Raw genomic sequence first — 17,319 nt, 5'->3', positions numbered from 1 at the left:
AAAGTAAAGAGAAGTGTTTACAAGGGGAGGAGGAGTAGGTTGAAAAGGGGAAAGGTGTGGCTGGCTGTTGCCGGACTTGTCATAGATAAAGATGGAAACTGGCTTGTTGTAAAGAAAAAATACGGCGGTCTGAAAGGCATGTGGTCCCTGCCGGCAGGGTTCGTTGATGAAGGCGAAACGGTCGATGAAGCAGTACTTCGCGAGGTCAGGGAGGAAACTGGCCTCACAACGACCGTGAATGGAATCATCGGTGTCAGGACCGGTGTAATCGGGAATGAAATCAGTGACAATATGATTATTTTTCATTTGAAGCATATCGATTCGGACTCTTTAAAGATAGAAAAAGGGGAATTGTTCGATGTGCAGTGGAAATCGCCAAATGCGCTGATGGTCGATGGGAAAACCTCAGTCATGATTCACGAAATGCTCAAGCAGGGTGATTTATTTCGGCGCCATCAAGCCATTGAAGGTCTTGATCCGGGCGAGCAGTTCGGATATACAAGCTATAAATTATTTATGTAAAACGAAAGGTTATAGAGGCTGAATTCAGCCTCTATAACCTTTTTCTGTCCTCGCGCCCTATACTCAATAAGATGTCTTCGGGCCAAAGCAAACGGCCTGCACTATTCAGAGGATTCTTTATCCATAATGTATTTCAGCCCGGTACTCGAATCGCTGAAGGTCAAGACGTTCTCAAATTCACTGATACTCAAGGCAAGCTCAGGGGTAATCCCCACGATGATGCATTCAACCCCGATCAATTTTAAACAATCATATAGCTTTTGGAGGTTTTGCCTGATACTATCGTCAAACCTGCTGATACCACTGAGGCTGATCATGACGTATTCTGTCCGATTTGACACACACTCCTCAAGAACAGTGCTGACGACCATCTCTCCCCGGTCATAATCAAGTTCCCCTTTAAGCGGAAGAGCGATGGTTTTATCCCAGATATGTAACAAAGGAACAGAGAGTTCCCGGATCGTCGTTTCTTTTTTCTTTTCTTCCTCGGCTTTCGAGGTAACATCCATGAGCATGACCATATAGCCTTCCACTTGACCATCATGCTTTGAACTTACAATGGGGGTGATGACGATATCCGCTGCAAGCTTGTCCTTGATATTGATTCTCGAGCGGTGACCACCTTTAAGATCTTCCATGATTCTGCGCTGATAGTGGGGGTGCTTATGGAATTTATCCATATTCATTCCGATCAATTCTTCAGCACCGCCAAGTCCGAATAATGGTGCGATCCCCGCCATTGAGTCGAGTGCTGTTGCATTCATCCAGGTAATGGTATAATCCTTATCGGCAATAATGATATTTTCACCTATGCTATTCAGCGCATCAGTGCCGGAAATTTCAATTGGAATTGATCGATTCATTTGGTATTCCACCTTGTTTATACATTTTAAAGATTTATTTACTCTACAAGTATATCGCAAAGTGAATAAATGTAAAATGAAACGAAGAAGGGAAGAATGGGGAGGATTTACAGAATAGAAGTTTTCTATAGGCTGTAGTCACAGTTAGGAAATAACATTCCGGTATTTATTTAAAAATTCAGTAAATTATGCGAAAAAGTGAGATAGTGAAAGATAACAAGCAATGTATTCGCTTACTTAAAGGTACATCCTCTAATATGTCCCTTTCCTTTATAAAAGATAGATGATATATTATCAGAAAATTAAGAAATCAAAGGAGAGGGAATCATGAGAGCTACTGCAAGTACGAAAACAAAATTTTGTCTATACTGTTCAGGAAAAGGATACTTTCAGTTGGTGTTGGGTGGTTCTGAAACGTGTCCTTGCTGCGGAGGCAGCGGGAAGCAAAAATAAAATAGTCGGCTTATTGGACATATGAAGCAGATCCGATTCGACCGGGTCTGCTTTTTGCTTTGTAGGAACGCCTTCGTGGCCGATTCGCCTTATGCCACCCGCCTCTGAGCAAAGCCCCTCCGCTTTTCGATTTGTCCAGCTCCGGCGGCTAGAGGCTCGAGACATAAGCCATGCCATCCAAAAAGGCAAAAGGCGCCTTTATGGCTGCCCTGTCTTATGCTTGTCGCCTCTGAACGAGCCGCCTCCGCTTTTCGAGTGTCCAGCTCCGGGGCTTAGAGGCACATGTCATAAGTCAACTCGGCCAAGAAGGCAAAGAACGCCTTCGTGGCCGATTCGCCTTATGCCACCCGCCTCTGAGCAAAGCCCCTCCGCTTTTCGATTTGTCCAGCTCCGGCGGCTAGAGGCTCGAGACATAAGCCATGCCATCCAAAAAGGCAAAAGGCGCCTTTATGGCTGCCCTGTCTTATGCTTGTCGCCTCTGAACGAGCCGCCTCCGCTTTTCGATTTATGTTCATTTTGTGAATAGCATTGCCAAAAGATTGACGCTTACATAAACATTGAGTACACTAATCTTTAGTGTTTATGGAGGTGCAGAAGGTAAATGCCTATACATGTAATGATCATTTCGATGCTTTTATTTCTGGTTCTGTTTTTCGGAATCGGCTTTTTGTTAAATATGTTATTGCGAATGACGTGGATAATGGCAATCATTTATCCGGTCATTGTCATTTTTATCGTAGATGAAGTCCGGTTTATAGAGTATTTCCGAAATGCAGGCACGTCGTTTTCAGAATTGGGGACTAAGTTAAGCCATTTGGCATTGGCTGATCTTTTGATACTTGGCTGCGGATTGGCAGGGGCGATTCTTTCGGGAGTTGTGATGAGGGTCTTGAGAGCCAAAGGTTATAGAATGTTTTGATTCATCCGTTTATCCGGTAAATGCCGGGTGAACGGATTTTTTTGATTAAATCTGCACATAGTAAAGGGCAGAATCATTCGAAAACACCTGCCTGATTTTACCAAATATTGAAACTATTCGATTTTTTTATCAATTTTTGAATAAATCCCATCCTTGTGGGGAAGGAATAAGGGTGGGAGGAGTGAATTCATGAATTTGGTAATAAAATGGACGAAACGAATCGTGATGGTTAGTTTATTTGTACTAGCCTTGGGCACCACCTTTCAATCGATATCAGGGGTGGAAGCACAGACCTTTAAATCCTGGCTGAATGAAAATAAGGTGCAGTCGGAGCGCTATTCAGAAGATCATAAAACAAATCATATATCATTGTCATTTAAATTTTTGAAAAGACTGGCAGGCGTAAAGACGCTGATTTCTTCCAGTACTCCGGTGGCAGCGAATCCTCCGAGTCTGGAGGAGTCAATCGACTGGGATCAATATCCGAAGAATACGGTAGTGGCAACCGGATACACTGCAGGAGTCGAATCCACCGGTAAAGGTCCAAGCCATCCAAGCTACGGAATTACATACTCGGGAGTGAAGGTAAAGAGAGATTTATATTCTACTATTGCGGCAGACACTTCAGTCTACCCGATCGGTACGATCCTCTTTATCCCGAAATATGGATATGGGGTCGTCGCTGATACAGGGAGCGCAATCAAAGGAAATAAGCTTGATTTGTACTATGATACCGTTGAACAGGTCTATAGTGAATGGGGAAAACAGACTCTGGATGTATATGTGGTTCAAATTGGAACAGGTGAATTGACAGAGGAAGACCTGGTGAAATTGAACAGCAATGAATCGATGCAGGTGTTCAGACAGCAGATTCTTTCTGCTAAAGAAGAATAATGAAAAGGCCCGTACGCAGAAAGTCTGTATACGGGCCTTTTATTATGACATTTATTGAATATCTAATTCTTTATATACATCAGGATGAAGCGTTTGGGCAAGCTGTACTGCCCCTTTTAAAAGAAGGGGAGAGGGTCTGCAATAAAGGGCTTCTTCAAGGATCAGGATCCGGTTGTCCTGAACGGCTTTCATGGTTTCCCAATCCGGACGCTTCCTCACTATATCGGGATTGACCCGCTTCTGCTGTACACCTACCCAGGCAAGGCAGATGTAATCGGGTTCACGGAGCCTGACATCTTCCCAGTCGGTTTGAACGCTTGCAAGTTCGACATCACGAAAGCAGTTCTTTGCCCCGGCCATCTCACTCAGTTCAGTCAGCCAGTTGATCCTTCCGGGGGTGAAAACGGGTTTTGGCCACCATTCCCAGTACAGAACCGGCGGGTGGACGACGTTCCTGCTGAGCCGTTTCAGTTCCTCGGCCGTATGTAAAAAGGTATGCTGCTTTCTGGCTGCAGTTTCTTCAATGCCGCAAGCTTTCCCGACTGTCATCATATCCTCTGCAATGTCCTGGAAGCTTTGGGGATTCAGGGTGATATGAGGAATGTTTCTCCTATCTAATTCTTCGATATTCTTCTCCATACCTGGAACACTCAATGATGAAAAGACGAGATCAGGCTGAAGCGACTGAAGTTTATCCATATCGATGGATAAATCGGGTCCGAGCCTTGGAAGCGAACGGACCTCTTCTGGGTAATCGGAAAAATCATCCACGCCGACCAGCTTGGATGTAAGCCCAAGATAATCAATGATTTCAGTATTACTCGGGCAGATCGATACAATTCTCATCGGATCACTCCTAGCTGAAAAATAAAAAGTGAAGAAGCAGGGTCAAGAGAATTCCCGAAAGGCCGCCGAAGAAGACTTCGATCGGTTTATGCCCAAGCAGCTCCTTCAATTCTTTCCGTTTTTCCTGCTCGGGTTTGTTCTGCCATCCCTTGGCTTCTGTCATAAATCTTTGAAAGTCGATTGTTAATTGGTTCAGTACGATGGCTTGTTCACCCGCCTGCCTTCTGACGCCGGTGGCATCAAACATGGTGATGATGGCAAAGATCGCCGACACGGCAAAGATGGGGGAGGACAACCCTGTTTCCAAGGCGACACCTGTGGATAAAGCCGTTACTGCGGCAGAGTGTGAGCTTGGCATTCCGCCTGTAGAGGTGATCAATGACCAGTTGACTTCTCTCGTCGCAATAAATTGTATGGGCACTTTGACAAATTGCGCAAAGAAAATTGCCAGCAAAGAGGCCCAAAATGGAAAATTCAAAAATAATTCCATGCTGTCACATGCCACCTTTTCAATAATCTGAATGAAATAATGTTCTAATTATATCATACCCGATTATAATCAGAACTAACTTGCACGCTGAAGAAGCCTGAATGTCGAAATAATAAGATATCTTCGCTATAATAGAGAGTGGAGGTGTCAGGGGAAATGAATTTTACAATCAATCAAACAGACATAACAGAAGCAGCCGGGGAATGTTTAGTGGTAGGCGTGTATCATCAACCGTCATTCCAAGGTGAGCTGAAAGAGCTTGATCATGCATTTGAAGGGAATCTTACTTCGTTGATGAAGGATGGTGACATTTCATCAAAAACGAAGAGACTATCAAAAATACATACATTCGGCAAAATGGCGAACAAGCGGATCCTGTTTGTCGGTCTTGGCAAGCAATCGGATTTGACCTTCGATCTATTAAAAGAATCGCTCGGTCTTGCATCAAAAGAATTGAAGAAAATGAGAGTATCCTCTTTTTCGGTTGCGCTTGATACATTCTCTTCAGAAGAACTCCCTGCTGTGGACGCGGCTCATGCTTTCACGGAAGCGTTCACAATGGCTACATATCAGTTCGAAGGGTACAAGCAAAAATCGAATGAGCCGGAAGTCTGTGTGGAAAGCATTGAATTTTTTACAGGCGGAGATGAGAAAGAAATCAAAACTGCACTGGAAGTTGGCGCAGCTTTCGGAAGGGGGGTCAACTCTGCCCGTACATTGGTGAACACGCCGGGTAACCTGCTGACATCCACTAAAATGGCAGAATATGCGCTAGAACTTGCAAAGCGCTATGATTTCGAAGCAGAAATCCTCGACAAGGAAGAAATGGAGAACCTTGGCATGGGCGCACTGCTTGCGGTCAATCAGGGATCCGTCGAACCACCTAAAATGATTGTCCTTAAATACAACGGCAAAGATGAGTGGAAAGACGTCATCGGTTTAGTCGGAAAAGGGATCACCTTCGATACCGGAGGCTACTCCATCAAACCAAAGGACGGCATTGTCGGCATGAAGACGGATATGGGCGGAGCAGCGGCAGTACTCGGCGCGATGGAAATCATCGGAGAAACAAAGCCTGAACAGAATGTCGTAGCCGTCATCCCTTCCACGGACAATATGGTCAGCGGATCTGCATTCAAACCAGATGACGTGATCACAGCAATGAGCGGTAAAACGATTGAGGTGCTGAACACGGATGCCGAAGGACGCCTCGCGCTTGCTGACGGGATGACATACGCGAAGCATCACGGAGCGAATTACCTCGTAGATGTGGCGACGCTGACTGGCGGAGTTATCGTGGCTCTGGGAGAAGATAAAACAGGCGCACTGACAAATAATGAAGCATTTTTTGAACAGGTGTTGGAAGCCTCAAGCGAGTCAGGTGAATTCATCTGGCAGCTGCCCTGCACGGAGCATGATAAAAAGCGTGTACGCAGCAGTAAGATCGCGGACCTCAATAATTCACCCGGACGCGCAGGACATGCGATCATGGGCGGAGCCTTCGTAGGAGAATTTGCCGATGGTCTTCCGTGGGTCCACCTGGATATCGCAGGGACCGCAACAACGAAAAGTCACTATGAACTTGGCCCTTCCGGTGCCACCGGAGTCATGGCCAGAACACTGGCACTCCTGGTGGAGCGATTCCAGCCTTTGGAAAAGTGAAAATGAAAGTGATAAGCCTTTTCCCTGTCAATAGTTTGATGGGGGAAAGGTTTTTTATATTTACTCTGTGGGAGCTGCTAATTGGAATACGGAATTGGGAAGCACTGGAGGCTGAATTTAACAAGTTGAAAATAAACGTGCTGAAGTTGAAAATAAAGGTGTCAAAGTTGAAAATAATAACACTGAAGTTGAAAATAAATTCATTTAAAATGAAACTAAAGCCACTACCTCCTCTATCCCCTGCGAAAAATTTCCACCCGGCATTTTAGTGATTCATCAGACTAAAGTATTGACAACACTTCTTTATCTTGTTAAAGTTAAAAACGTCGTTTTATCACTCTACCAATTTAGCGAACTAAAGTAAAATCAAATCCAATTAAACTACTATTATAAAGAAATCGGCCCTTGTGCTGATGGACACTTTTTAAGGAGGAATACATGATGAACGCAGTTGTCATTGCTGTTCTGGTTATGCTCATATTGAGCCTTGTACGTGTCAACGTCGTCTTTGCCCTCATTACGGGTGCACTTGCCGGCGGTTTGATCGGTGGCATGGGCATGAATGAGACGATCACGGTCTTCTCTGAAGGAATATCAGGAGGCGCCAATATCGCTTTGAGTTATGCTTTACTTGGAGGTTTCGCTGTAGCGATCTCTTACACGGGAATCCCGAACCTGCTCGTGGATGGGGTATTGAAGGTTGTGGGAAATAAAGGGGATTCAAGAAAGACAGCTCTTTCTAAAGCACTTATTGTCTTTGCTATTCTAACCATGGCTGTCTTCTCCCAAAACTTGATCCCGATCCACATTGCGTTTATCCCGATCCTGATTCCGCCGTTATTGAAAGTCATGACGGAGCTTGAAATTGACAGACGCCTGATCGCTTCTGTCATCACATTCGGTTTGACTGCACCCTATATTCTGCTGCCAGTAGGTTTTGGATTGCAGTTCCACGAAATTATCGCTCAGAATATGGCAAGCAGCGGTATGGAAATCAGCTTGGGTGACATTCCGAAAGCCATGTTGATCCCTGTTGGGGGTATGTTCATCGGGTTGCTTATTGCGGTGTTTGTAAGCTACCGCAAACCAAGAAAATACAATGAAGCGAAAGAAGTCATTTCAGAGGAAAAAATGGTCTATAACAAGAAAGCGATGGTTTTCGCCTTCTTTTCGATCCTCGCAGCCTTGTATGTCCAGCTTCAGCTTGAATCCATGATCTTCGGTGCATTGGCCGGGATTGCGGTTCTTTACCTTTCAGGTTCGGTAAAATGGAAGGAAGCGGATGGTCTGTTGAATGAGGGGATGAAAATGATGGCCTTCATCGGCTTTGTCATGATCGCCGCTTCAGGGTTTGCCGAAGTCATGACAGCGACGGGGCATGTCGAAACACTTGTTGAAGCGACAGCCGATGTGATCGGCGGAAACAAAGCACTCGCCGCATTGCTCATGCTCGTAGTCGGTCTGCTTGTCACAATGGGCATTGGTTCATCATTTGCAACGATTCCAATCATCGCGGCAATCTTCGTACCCCTTTGCACGGAACTCGGCTTCAGCCCGATGGCGACCATCGTCATCGTCGGCACTGCAGGCGCTTTAGGGGATGCCGGTTCACCGGCATCCGACAGCACGCTCGGTCCGACTGCCGGACTCAATGCAGACGGCCAGCACAACCATATTTGGGATACATGCGTACCTACTTTCTTACACTATAATATCCCGCTCATCCTTTTCGGGTGGATCGCGGCGATGATCTTTTAATCATTTTTTTGGCAGGGGACCTGGTTCCTCTGCTTTTTGTTTGGAACTGTAATGATGCAGGGGAGATACCCCAGCTCATCTCCTGCCGGCAACCCCCTCAAGAAACACATCAAAGCAGAAAATGGCCAATAGTTCACACCGTAACATCAGGATACATATGAACTATCTACATTTCCCGCCAGCGTACATTCACAATGATATGGCAGCAATCCACTTCTCCGATTTTCTCATCGAACACCATATGAATTCCGTCGGGATTGAATGAGACGACGGGAACAACCTTTACCCCTGTTCTGCGGATGAGCTGAAGCACCTCATGCGTATTGGATTGTTGTGCTAAATTCATCAATTGGTTAGCGAAAGAAGTATCAGTCTTTATTTTCATCAAAACAAGATGGGCGCTTTCCATTAACGTCAACGTTTTACCGGCAGACGCCATAAACGTTTTAGTTTCTATCTGAGGAAAGTTATTGCGAGAGTGAAAACCTGGGTAGAGTGGATAATTCCTTCGTGAATGATGGGGCTGAAAGGGGCTCTGTACAGGGTGATAAAAAGGGTAGCGATTCATGGAATACCTCCTTCTTCCTGGCATTTAGGCTCTAAGGAAATGTATGTAGCAGTGCATGAGATTATTCTTAAGGCCCACAGTATCCAGGACTGGTAACTTGCAGGAGGAGATGAGACAGCCCGAGAGAGGACTTGGACGTAATCATTTGGTTGTGGATATATAGATGTTGGTAAACAGCAGGTTTAAAAAAGGATTTTCGCCATTTTTACCGAAATTCTATTATATGATGACGATTATGAGGTGAACAGGATGAAGATGGACAATACATTGATCAGTGCGCTTGGAATTGAGTTTGTGGAATTAGGGAAAGGGAAAGTGATTGCGACGATGCCTGTTAACGATGCTACCCGCCAGCCATTCGGATTTCTTCACGGCGGCGCGTCGGTTGCACTCGCAGAGACGGTTGCAAGCGTAGGCGCAGTGGAACTAATCGATCTGGATAAAGAAATCTGCTTTGGGCTTGAAATCAATGCAAATCATATTAAAGCGAAACGTGACGGGGTGGTGACGGCGATTGCCACTGTTATGCACCAGGGAAAGACGACCATGGTGTGGGATATAAGGATCACCGATGAGGAACATCAATTGATCTGTGTCTCGCGTTGTACGATGGCCGTGGTACCGAAACGATAATCCGTGGTGACAGAAGGCACATAGACTGAGTGCCGGGCTTGCTTATGTTTAAAAGTACATACAATGGGAAAATCAATAAGTAACCACTACAAGGAGGTTACACTTATGCCATGGAGTAAAAATGATTATCCCGCTTCGCTCAAGAATCTGCCTGCGGATGTCCGGAATAAAGCCATCGAGATAGCCAACGCCCTTTTGGATGAAGGATATGATGAAGGAAGGGCGATCGCCATTGCGACCGACCGTGCGCACAAGTCCGAGGAGGGCAGCGGCAAGGATAAAACCGAGTATCATGTAAAGACGCATGATGACGGCTGGCAATTGATCGAGGCTGACAGCAGCCGTGCAATCATGGTGGAGGACACGAAAGAGGAATTGCTCTCGAAAGCGAAGGACTATGTGAACGAACATACCGGTACACTTGTCATTCATAAGCAGGACGGCAGTGTGGATCACGAACTGTATAATAAATGAAAAAGCTGGATCCGGCGGAGTCACCGGGTCCAGCTTTTTTTGTCAAGCGCAAGCGCCTCGATCAGCCAGGCGCTTGCGCTTTTCTGTTATCCATTTTGTTTCTCGTATTCTTCTTTATTCTTTAAATCGTCCTGTACACTTTTATCCCACAGCTTGACACCGGTATTGTACGCAGCTCTTGCAATCAGATGACCCGCTACAGGAGCGGTGACAAATATAAAGATGATGGCAAGAATCAGCCTTGAGTTGAAGTGACCGTGCTTCAGATAAAAGTAGAAAAATGTCCCGACGAGTATCGACATGATTCCGAGCGTCGCACTCTTTGAGGCAGCATGGTTCCTCGTATAGACGTCCGGCAGTCTTAACACGCCGAATGTGCCCAACAGGCTCAGCAGCCCTCCGACGATAAGGAAAAATCCGATGATCCAACTAATGATTACGCTCACGTTCGATGATCTCCCCTTTCTCCAAGAACTTCGAAAAGGCTACGGTTCCGATGAAAGCCAGGATTCCGAGAAGAAGAATGACCTCTAAAAAAGCATAGGTATCCAGAATCATGGAAACGAGGGCGACGATTGCAATCAAGTTAATCCCGATCGCATCCAGGGCCACGACCCGGTCAGGGGTGGTTGGTCCTTTGATCACCCGATAAACCAGACCCAGCATGGATATCGAGACGCAAAGCAGAGTGATTTGAATAATCGTATGCAGCATTAGCGGCTCACCTCCATAATGGCTTTTTCAAAAGAATTCTTAATCTCGTCGATTGCTTCATCCGCATCAGCTATATCAATCGCGTGTATGTAGAGAATCTTATTATCATAAGACACATCCACAACCAGCGTTCCCGGGGTCAATGTGATCAGATTTGCCAATAATGTTATCTCCCAGTCCGTTTTCAATTCGGTGGGAAGTGCGAAGATTCCCGGTTTGAAATCGAGCTTTGGTCTGATCACCACTTTTAAAACAGAGATATTCGCCATGATCAGTTCTTTGATGAACATGATCAGCAGTTTGATGACGGCAGTCACTCTGTTTAAGTAAAAGCGGGTTGAGAAAAATCTTCTGAATGCAAAAATCACGATCAATCCCAGGATATAGCCAATAAGGAATGTTTGAGCAGTAAAGGAAACCGAAAGAAACATCCAGACAAAGGCTAGGAAAAAGTTTAGTAGTATTTGAAAGGCCATTTTACATTACTCCTTTAACACTGCGTCTATATAAAGATTCGGGTCCGTTAATACTTCAGCTGCCTGTGTGAACAGCGGGCGCAGTATTTCTGCCCCAAAGCCGTATAAGACTGCCAACAGGACCAAAACGGCGGATGTCATCCATAAATAACGTGCATGTCCTTTTGCAATCCCGTGGTAGGGTTTTGGCGACCCCCATATGCCATTCAGGAAGATCTTGATGACTGAGTACAGGACGAGCAGGCTTGAAGCGAGAACGACTGCTGCCCCTATATAGGCTCCTTCACTGAAGCTTCCTCTCAGGATCATAAGCTTTCCAATGAATCCGCTGAGAGGCGGAATTCCCGCCAGTGAGAAAGCTGCTACGAGGAATGTCCAGCCAAGCCAAGGATATTCTTTAATGAGACCGCCCATTTTCTTAAGGTCGGTCGTCCCGGTGATTTTGATCATGACACCGATAAGCAGGAACAATGCCGCTTTGATGATCATGTCATGAACAAGATAGTAAACCGAACCTTCTAAAGCATCGGGATTCATAGTGGATACCCCGAATAAGATCACCCCGACCGCAATGATGATGTTATAGATGATGATCTTCTTAACATCCCAGTATGCAATGGCCCCTATGCACCCCATGACAATCGTCAGGATTGCGAGTATTCCAAGGATTTCATGTGTAAAGCCCGCATCATGGTAGAAAAATAACGTATTCGTCCTGATGATCGAATATACGCCTACTTTCGTCAGCAGGGCACCGAATAATGCAAGGATCGGAGTCGGCGGTGCATAGTAAGATCCCGGAAGCCAGAAGTATAACGGGAATATCGCTCCCTTTAACCCAAAGACGATAAGAAAAAGGATTGCGATCGCCGTCAGGATGCCCGGCTGATTGGCTTCGGCAATTTTTTGCGAGATATCCGCCATATTCAGGGTGCCGAGCACGGAATATAAATAGGCAACCGTGATGACGAATAAGGCAGAGGAGATGACATTCACAAGGATATACTTGATGCCTTCCCGCAGCTGATTCTTTGTCCCGCCAAGAACGATGAGGACATATGAACTCATCAGCATGACTTCGAAAAAGACGAAGAGATTAAAGATATCACCCGTTGTAAAAGCGCCATTCACCCCGACGAGAAGAAATTGCACGACGGGATAATAATAAAAACGTTCCCTGTCAATGCCGATCGACTTGAACGAGTAAAGGACCACGATCAACGTGATGATACTTGTCGTCGTCACCAGCAAGGCTGAAAACATATCGGAAACGAGTGTGATGCCAAAGGGAGCTTTCCAGCTTCCTAAGTTCACCGTCTGGATTCCATCACGGGAAACGGTGTTGATCAGTACAAGGGAAGCTGCTACTGTGGCCGCCGTCGAGATAGCGGCTATTCCCCTTTGCACGTTTACATATTTGCTGACAAACATTAAGATCACCGCTGTGATCAGCGGGATCAGAATCGGTAAAATCAATAAGTTAGTCATTTCCTTCAGTTCCTCTCATCTGATCCACATTATCTGTGCCAAGCTCTTGATATGCCCGATAAGCGAGAACAAGGAAGAAGGCTGTCACCCCAAAGGCGATGACGATCGCTGTGAGGATCAACGCTTGCGGTAATGGATCGACATAAGATTCCGCATGTTCGCCGTAAAGGGGAGCAGCCCCCCCTTTAAGGCCACTGACTGTAAGAATCAGCAGATGTGCTCCGTGACTTAATAAAGCCGTCCCGATTATGATCCGGAGCAGGCTTTTCGAAAGCATCAAATATACGGAGCAGGTAAAAAGAATTCCAACAACTATTGCCATTAATATCTCCATTATTCACTCACTCCTATTGTTTGAATAATGGTCATCGTTACACCGATAACAACCAGATACACGCCTGTATCGAATAATACTGCCGTATGCAGACCCGTTTCACCAAGCAAAGGGAGATGGAACTCACCATATGCATGGGTCAGGAAAGGCGCATCGAACACAAGTGCGCCGGCAGAAGTGCCGACAGCGAATAACAATCCGACAGCAGTGATGATTTTATAATCCACCGGCAAAATAGTCGCCACGGTCTTAATATCATAAGCAAGTAAGAGCAGCACAATTGCGCCTGAAGTCATCAAGCCTCCGATGAAACCTCCGCCCGGCGTGTAGTGACCGACGAAGAAAATCCTGAGTGAAAACAAGAGGATCATGAAGGCGACAACGTTTGTTACGGTTTGTAAAATAACGTCGTTTGTTTTTGGTTTCATCCTTCTTTCCTCCTTGTCAGGCGCAGTTTAATCATGGAATAAATCCCTAGTGATGCGATGGCCAGCACGCAAATTTCAAATAATGTATCAAATCCACGGAAGTCTACAAGGATAACATTGACCATGTTTTTTCCGTGAGCGACATCATAGACATTTTTAATATAATAGCTTGATATCGAATCAAACAGTTTTGTGCTATAAGAAGAAATGGCAAACAAGGTAACGACGACCCCTACACCCACTGCAATCACAGCATTTTCAATTTTGAACTTAACACGTGTCTCGTGCCGGCTCATTTTTGGCAGATGGTAGAAACACAACAGGAACAATGCAACCGATACGGTCTCGATCACAAGCTGTGTCAAAGCCAGGTCGGGTGCACGGAATAAGACAAAGAATAATGAGACGGTATAGCCTGCAGCCCCCAGGGAAATGATCGATGTTAACCTCGACTTTGCAAACAGCGTAGTGAGAGAACTGATCACAAGCAGCAGCGCAATGGCTATTTCATAAATCCCAATCGGAGCAAGTTCAACCGTATTGAATGCAAAGGCACCTTTAAACCATAATCCAAATAGCGCAATGCCGATGAAAAACGCAAATATATAGACCAGATAACTGCGGATGAATCCAGTCATATACCCTTTTGTAAAAGAGGAAGCTGAACGCTCCCCGCCAGACAGGAATCCATCATAAATGGAATTAAGCGACAGGCGTTCAGGAATCCATGAATATACCTTCTTCCATTTTGGGAGCAGGTGATAAAGCAGGATTCCGAACAGGATGACTCCGAATGTCATGAATAATTCAGGGGTCGGCCCGTGCCAAAAGGAGATATGTGCTTTGATTTCGTGACCTTCTTCCACCAGACTTGGCGTGATCGCAGCCACTGCCGGGGCAATGATGCGCTCAGAAAGAATATTAGGGAAAAATCCGAACACAACCACCAGCGAAGCCAGGATGATTGGAGAAATCAGCATGCCAAGCGGTGCTTCATGCGGTTTCTTCTCAAGCTTGTCCGGCTGATGTTCACCTGTAAATGTCTTGAATACAAGAATCATGCTGTAGATGAACGTAAAGACACTTCCCACCCACGCAAGCACTGGGAAGAGTATTCCCGCTGTATCCAAGCTGAAGATATCCATTTCAAGCACACGGACCATACCGGTAAAAAACATTTCTTTACTGAGGAATCCGTTGAACGGCGGCAGTCCAGCCATCGAGAATGCACCGATGATGGCGATCGTGAAGGTGATCGGCATAAAGCTCATCAGTCCGCCGAGCTTCCTGATATCCCTGGTGCCTGTTTCGTGGTCGACAATCCCGGCAACCATGAACAGACTCCCTTTGAAGGTAGCGTGATTGATCAAGTGGAATACAGCAGCTAGTGTTGCCACCATATATATGTTGTCATCCAGGTGGGTATAGTGCAGTGCGGCTGCCCCTACACCAAGCAAGGACATGATAAGACCAAGCTGACTGACAGTGGAGAATGCGAGTATCGCTTTTAAATCTGTTTGTTTCACAGCATTGTAGGATCCCCAGAACAAGGTGAAAATACCAAATCCCCCGACAAGCCATAACCAAAGACTTGTCTCTGCAAATACAGGACTCATGCGGGCAACGAGATAGATTCCCGCCTTTACCATGGTTGCAGAGTGCAAATAGGCACTGACTGGAGTAGGGGCTTCCATGGCATCCGGGAGCCAGATGTGGAATGGGAATTGAGCAGATTTCGTGAACGCCCCCAACAGAACGAGAAGCATCGCAGGAATGAACAAAGCTTCACTCATCAGAAAATCGGATTGTGAAATCAATTCACGGATGCTGAAAGTTCCGCCCATCAGATAAAGAAGAATGAATCCTCCCAGCATGGACAATCCGCCGAATACAGTAATGAGCATCGATTTCAATGCACCATATCTCGACCGCTCACGGTGATACCAGTAACCGATCAGCAGGAAAGAAGAAATGGATGTAAACTCCCAAAACATATAAAGGACAATCAGATTATCTGAAAGGACCACACCGAGCATGGCTCCCATGAACATCATTAAGTATACATAGAAATTATGTAACTGTTCCCTTTTCTTATCTAGATAATAGATGGAGTAAAGCACAACTAAAGAACCGATCCCGGTAATAAGGAGTGCAAACAATAATCCGAGACCATCGATATAGGCGGTGAAATTAATGTCGAATGATGGCATCCACTCCGCCGTTTCCTTGATGGCTCCACCATCGCTCGTGACCGGCATGAATTGAATGAAATAACTGAATAAAGCAACCGGAAGCAGCAAGACAAACCAGCCGGTGTGTACCTGGCGCAGCGCTTTATACAGAAATGGGATTAGAACTGCAAATAAAAAAGGCGATATAATAGCCCAATGTAATAGTGTCATAAAAAACCCCCCTCGTATGAAAATTTATGTATTTTTTTACTCAGTCTTATGTACTCCGTTTATAATCTTTTCCACGATCCTCCTAGTATGCCCGAAAGCTTTAACCTAAAGGCATTATAACGTAAAAAAACAATGCTTGCATTACTCATGCCTGTGCCTGCTGCGGTTTTTTCATGAAGTATTAAATATGTAGAAACGCGGAATATCCCCCATGAAATTTTTTGAGAAATCACACATAATTTGTCGACTTTATAAGAATAGTTTTGGTCAATTTGGAGAATCCTATCCATATGGCGGTGATGAAAATGAAAAGAAAAACGGCGGCGTTTACGACCATAATGTTCACGTTTGTCGGATTGGGGTGGATGATCGAATCCCAGGATCGTTTCAACCGGGGAATCATCGAAACGGATGATCCGCAATCCGTAAATCTGCAGCCTGTCCAATACAGCGGATCGGAAGAGGAAGAATTACCAGCAGATAAGAGCTGGATCCGGGAGCCATTCAGGCCGAGGGAGTATATTCGCATCGTTCCTAAGAGAATGACCCAAACAGAAGACGTTATCGACTGACTGCCTGCACTCGTGTCCATATGGGGGAGGCAGTTTTTTTGCAGCAACCCGTCTGCGCGTGGACCGATTGATCCAATCGTGTCATTAACTCGTATCCTATGTCGATTGTCCCAGGATTTTCTTATTCATACCCTTTTCAAGAGTCCCATAAACGATTATGATGAAAGTGCTGTATGGAATAATCACATTGGGAGAGTTATCAATTGAAGAATACATATTTAACAAGCTACCTGCCCTTATTCTCCATCTTATTATTCAGTCTTACCTTCTCCGTTTATGGGGTGGATGTGTTTGTCGACCTTTTTAAGAAAATTGGCGTATACCCGGGGATGCGTGAATTTTTATCCGATATTCAACTGAAGTTAGTATTATTGATCCTGCTGATGATCGTCTTTTTCATGGTGTTTGCAGCCTTGAAGCTGATAGCCGAAACCATCAACGGTGTCTCGATGCTGTTCTTCTCGAAAGAATCGGAAGGGCAGCTCTATAACCGGGTCCGCTCGGGTTCACTCATCTATTTTATCGGCGGTGTCGCTTCGGTGGTCAGCCTTAAATCTTTCCTTGGATTAGTTGCCGTTTTCGCAGTCACTTCCATCGTCTATTTTGTTTATTTTGTATACAAAATCAGCGTCACCGTTTCCAAAGCAGGGATCATCGGGGTCATCAGTCTACAGCTGTTTACATGGTCTTCCTTGTTCTTAACGATCTTTTTCGTCGTTTTGAAACTGTATAACGGCGTCATGGCAAGCCTGCCGATCATGTCGAAGGTGAAACTGTAAGGAGGGTATTCTTTAGAGTATGAAACATTTTGTTTCATACTCTT

21 protein-coding genes are annotated in these 17,319 nt (G+C 45.4%); 10 read left to right on the top strand and 11 right to left on the bottom strand.

Annotation, left to right across the window (positions count from 1 at the left end; genetic code table 11):
* Window positions 1-39: 39 nt before the first annotated feature.
* Window positions 40-522, top strand: coding sequence for an NUDIX hydrolase (locus tag V6B33_RS20385; RefSeq protein ID WP_334219491.1), 483 nt, complete (start codon window positions 40-42; stop codon window positions 520-522).
* 101 nt (window positions 523-623) lie between these two features.
* Here V6B33_RS20385 and V6B33_RS20380 read toward each other — a convergent pair whose 3' ends face one another.
* Complete coding sequence (locus tag V6B33_RS20380; RefSeq protein WP_334219490.1) at window positions 624-1,385, bottom strand: STAS domain-containing protein; 762 nt, start codon at window positions 1,383-1,385, stop codon at window positions 624-626.
* 327 nt (window positions 1,386-1,712) lie between these two features.
* On the opposite strand from V6B33_RS20380, the gene V6B33_RS20375 reads away from it, so the two are divergent.
* The 3 genes from V6B33_RS20375 (at window position 1,713) to V6B33_RS20365 (ending at window position 3,651) form a co-directional block, all read left to right on the top strand.
* A complete protein-coding gene (locus V6B33_RS20375) occupies window positions 1,713-1,838 on the top strand; it encodes a YuiA family protein (protein WP_162266043.1) in 126 nt (41 codons plus the stop codon).
* A gap of 601 nt (window positions 1,839-2,439) precedes the next feature.
* Window positions 2,440-2,757, top strand: a complete 318-nt coding sequence (locus tag V6B33_RS20370; protein ID WP_334219489.1) for a YuiB family protein — start codon at window positions 2,440-2,442, stop codon at window positions 2,755-2,757.
* Between the two features lie 189 nt (window positions 2,758-2,946).
* A complete protein-coding gene (locus V6B33_RS20365; RefSeq protein WP_334219488.1) occupies window positions 2,947-3,651 on the top strand; it encodes a 3D domain-containing protein in 705 nt (234 codons plus the stop codon).
* Between the two features lie 51 nt (window positions 3,652-3,702).
* Here V6B33_RS20365 and V6B33_RS20360 read toward each other — a convergent pair whose 3' ends face one another.
* Complete coding sequence (locus V6B33_RS20360) at window positions 3,703-4,497, bottom strand: cobalamin-binding protein (protein WP_334219487.1); 795 nt, start codon at window positions 4,495-4,497, stop codon at window positions 3,703-3,705.
* A 10-nt stretch (window positions 4,498-4,507) separates the two neighbouring features.
* Window positions 4,508-4,987 carry a divergent PAP2 family protein gene (locus V6B33_RS20355; RefSeq protein WP_334219486.1) on the bottom strand — a complete coding sequence of 160 codons (480 nt, stop codon included), beginning with the start codon at window positions 4,985-4,987 and terminating at the stop codon, window positions 4,508-4,510.
* Between the two features lie 156 nt (window positions 4,988-5,143).
* Here V6B33_RS20355 and V6B33_RS20350 point away from each other — a divergent pair, with 156 nt between their 5' ends.
* Window positions 5,144-6,649 carry a leucyl aminopeptidase gene (locus V6B33_RS20350; protein WP_334219485.1) on the top strand — a complete coding sequence of 502 codons (1,506 nt, stop codon included), beginning with the start codon at window positions 5,144-5,146 and terminating at the stop codon, window positions 6,647-6,649.
* Between the two features lie 441 nt (window positions 6,650-7,090).
* Window positions 7,091-8,407: a Na+/H+ antiporter family protein gene (locus V6B33_RS20345; RefSeq protein WP_334219519.1), complete on the top strand. Its 1,317-nt coding sequence runs from the start codon at window positions 7,091-7,093 to the stop codon at window positions 8,405-8,407.
* 166 nt (window positions 8,408-8,573) lie between these two features.
* On the opposite strand, the gene V6B33_RS20340 is transcribed toward V6B33_RS20345, so the two are convergent.
* Window positions 8,574-8,975, bottom strand: coding sequence for a hypothetical protein (locus tag V6B33_RS20340; RefSeq protein WP_334219484.1), 402 nt, complete (start codon window positions 8,973-8,975; stop codon window positions 8,574-8,576).
* A 255-nt stretch (window positions 8,976-9,230) separates the two neighbouring features.
* On the opposite strand from V6B33_RS20340, the gene V6B33_RS20335 reads away from it, so the two are divergent.
* Both V6B33_RS20335 and V6B33_RS20330 read left to right on the top strand, forming a co-directional pair.
* Entirely contained in the window at window positions 9,231-9,608 is a 378-nt protein-coding gene (locus V6B33_RS20335) for a hotdog fold thioesterase (RefSeq protein ID WP_442915573.1), read from the top strand.
* A 105-nt stretch (window positions 9,609-9,713) separates the two neighbouring features.
* Window positions 9,714-10,082 carry a DUF2188 domain-containing protein gene (locus tag V6B33_RS20330; protein WP_334219482.1) on the top strand — a complete coding sequence of 123 codons (369 nt, stop codon included), beginning with the start codon at window positions 9,714-9,716 and terminating at the stop codon, window positions 10,080-10,082.
* Window positions 10,083-10,168: 86 nt separating this feature from the next.
* On the opposite strand, the gene mnhG is transcribed toward V6B33_RS20330, so the two are convergent.
* The 7 genes from mnhG to V6B33_RS20295 are packed head-to-tail and all read right to left on the bottom strand — an operon-like array spanning window position 10,169 to window position 15,924.
* Complete coding sequence (gene mnhG / locus V6B33_RS20325; RefSeq protein WP_334219481.1) at window positions 10,169-10,528, bottom strand: monovalent cation/H(+) antiporter subunit G; 360 nt, start codon at window positions 10,526-10,528, stop codon at window positions 10,169-10,171.
* Window positions 10,512-10,796, bottom strand: a complete 285-nt coding sequence (locus V6B33_RS20320) for a Na(+)/H(+) antiporter subunit F1 (protein ID WP_334219480.1) — start codon at window positions 10,794-10,796, stop codon at window positions 10,512-10,514. The genes mnhG and V6B33_RS20320 overlap by 17 nt, the downstream gene beginning before the upstream one ends.
* A complete protein-coding gene (locus tag V6B33_RS20315; protein WP_334219479.1) occupies window positions 10,796-11,272 on the bottom strand; it encodes a Na+/H+ antiporter subunit E in 477 nt (158 codons plus the stop codon). Before V6B33_RS20315 ends, V6B33_RS20320 begins: the two co-directional genes overlap by 1 nt.
* A 6-nt stretch (window positions 11,273-11,278) precedes the next feature.
* The gene (locus tag V6B33_RS20310; protein WP_334219478.1) at window positions 11,279-12,760 is read right to left on the bottom strand and encodes a Na+/H+ antiporter subunit D; all 1,482 of its coding nucleotides are present in this window, start codon (window positions 12,758-12,760) and stop codon (window positions 11,279-11,281) included.
* Window positions 12,753-13,094, bottom strand: coding sequence for a Na(+)/H(+) antiporter subunit C (locus tag V6B33_RS20305; RefSeq protein ID WP_334219477.1), 342 nt, complete (start codon window positions 13,092-13,094; stop codon window positions 12,753-12,755). Before V6B33_RS20305 ends, V6B33_RS20310 begins: the two co-directional genes overlap by 8 nt.
* On the bottom strand, window positions 13,094-13,522 hold the full coding sequence (locus V6B33_RS20300; RefSeq protein ID WP_334219476.1) for a Na(+)/H(+) antiporter subunit B: 429 nt from the start codon (window positions 13,520-13,522) through the stop codon (window positions 13,094-13,096). The genes V6B33_RS20305 and V6B33_RS20300 overlap by 1 nt, the downstream gene beginning before the upstream one ends.
* Window positions 13,519-15,924, bottom strand: a complete 2,406-nt coding sequence (locus V6B33_RS20295) for a Na+/H+ antiporter subunit A (RefSeq protein WP_334219475.1) — start codon at window positions 15,922-15,924, stop codon at window positions 13,519-13,521. The genes V6B33_RS20300 and V6B33_RS20295 overlap by 4 nt, the downstream gene beginning before the upstream one ends.
* A 305-nt stretch (window positions 15,925-16,229) precedes the next feature.
* On the opposite strand from V6B33_RS20295, the gene V6B33_RS20290 reads away from it, so the two are divergent.
* The gene (locus V6B33_RS20290; protein ID WP_334219474.1) at window positions 16,230-16,496 is read left to right on the top strand and encodes a hypothetical protein; all 267 of its coding nucleotides are present in this window, start codon (window positions 16,230-16,232) and stop codon (window positions 16,494-16,496) included.
* A gap of 203 nt (window positions 16,497-16,699) precedes the next feature.
* Window positions 16,700-17,275: a DUF5366 family protein gene (locus V6B33_RS20285; RefSeq protein ID WP_334219473.1), complete on the top strand. Its 576-nt coding sequence runs from the start codon at window positions 16,700-16,702 to the stop codon at window positions 17,273-17,275.
* Window positions 17,276-17,319 lie beyond the last annotated feature (44 nt).

Origin of the sequence: Mangrovibacillus sp. Mu-81 (assembly GCF_036867415.1) — a bacterium.
In the GTDB taxonomy this organism is placed as follows: Bacteria; Bacillota; Bacilli; order Bacillales; family Bacillaceae_B; genus Rossellomorea.
The sequence above is the reverse complement of the archived record's forward strand: the minus strand, read 5'-3'. Positions and strand labels throughout refer to the sequence as shown.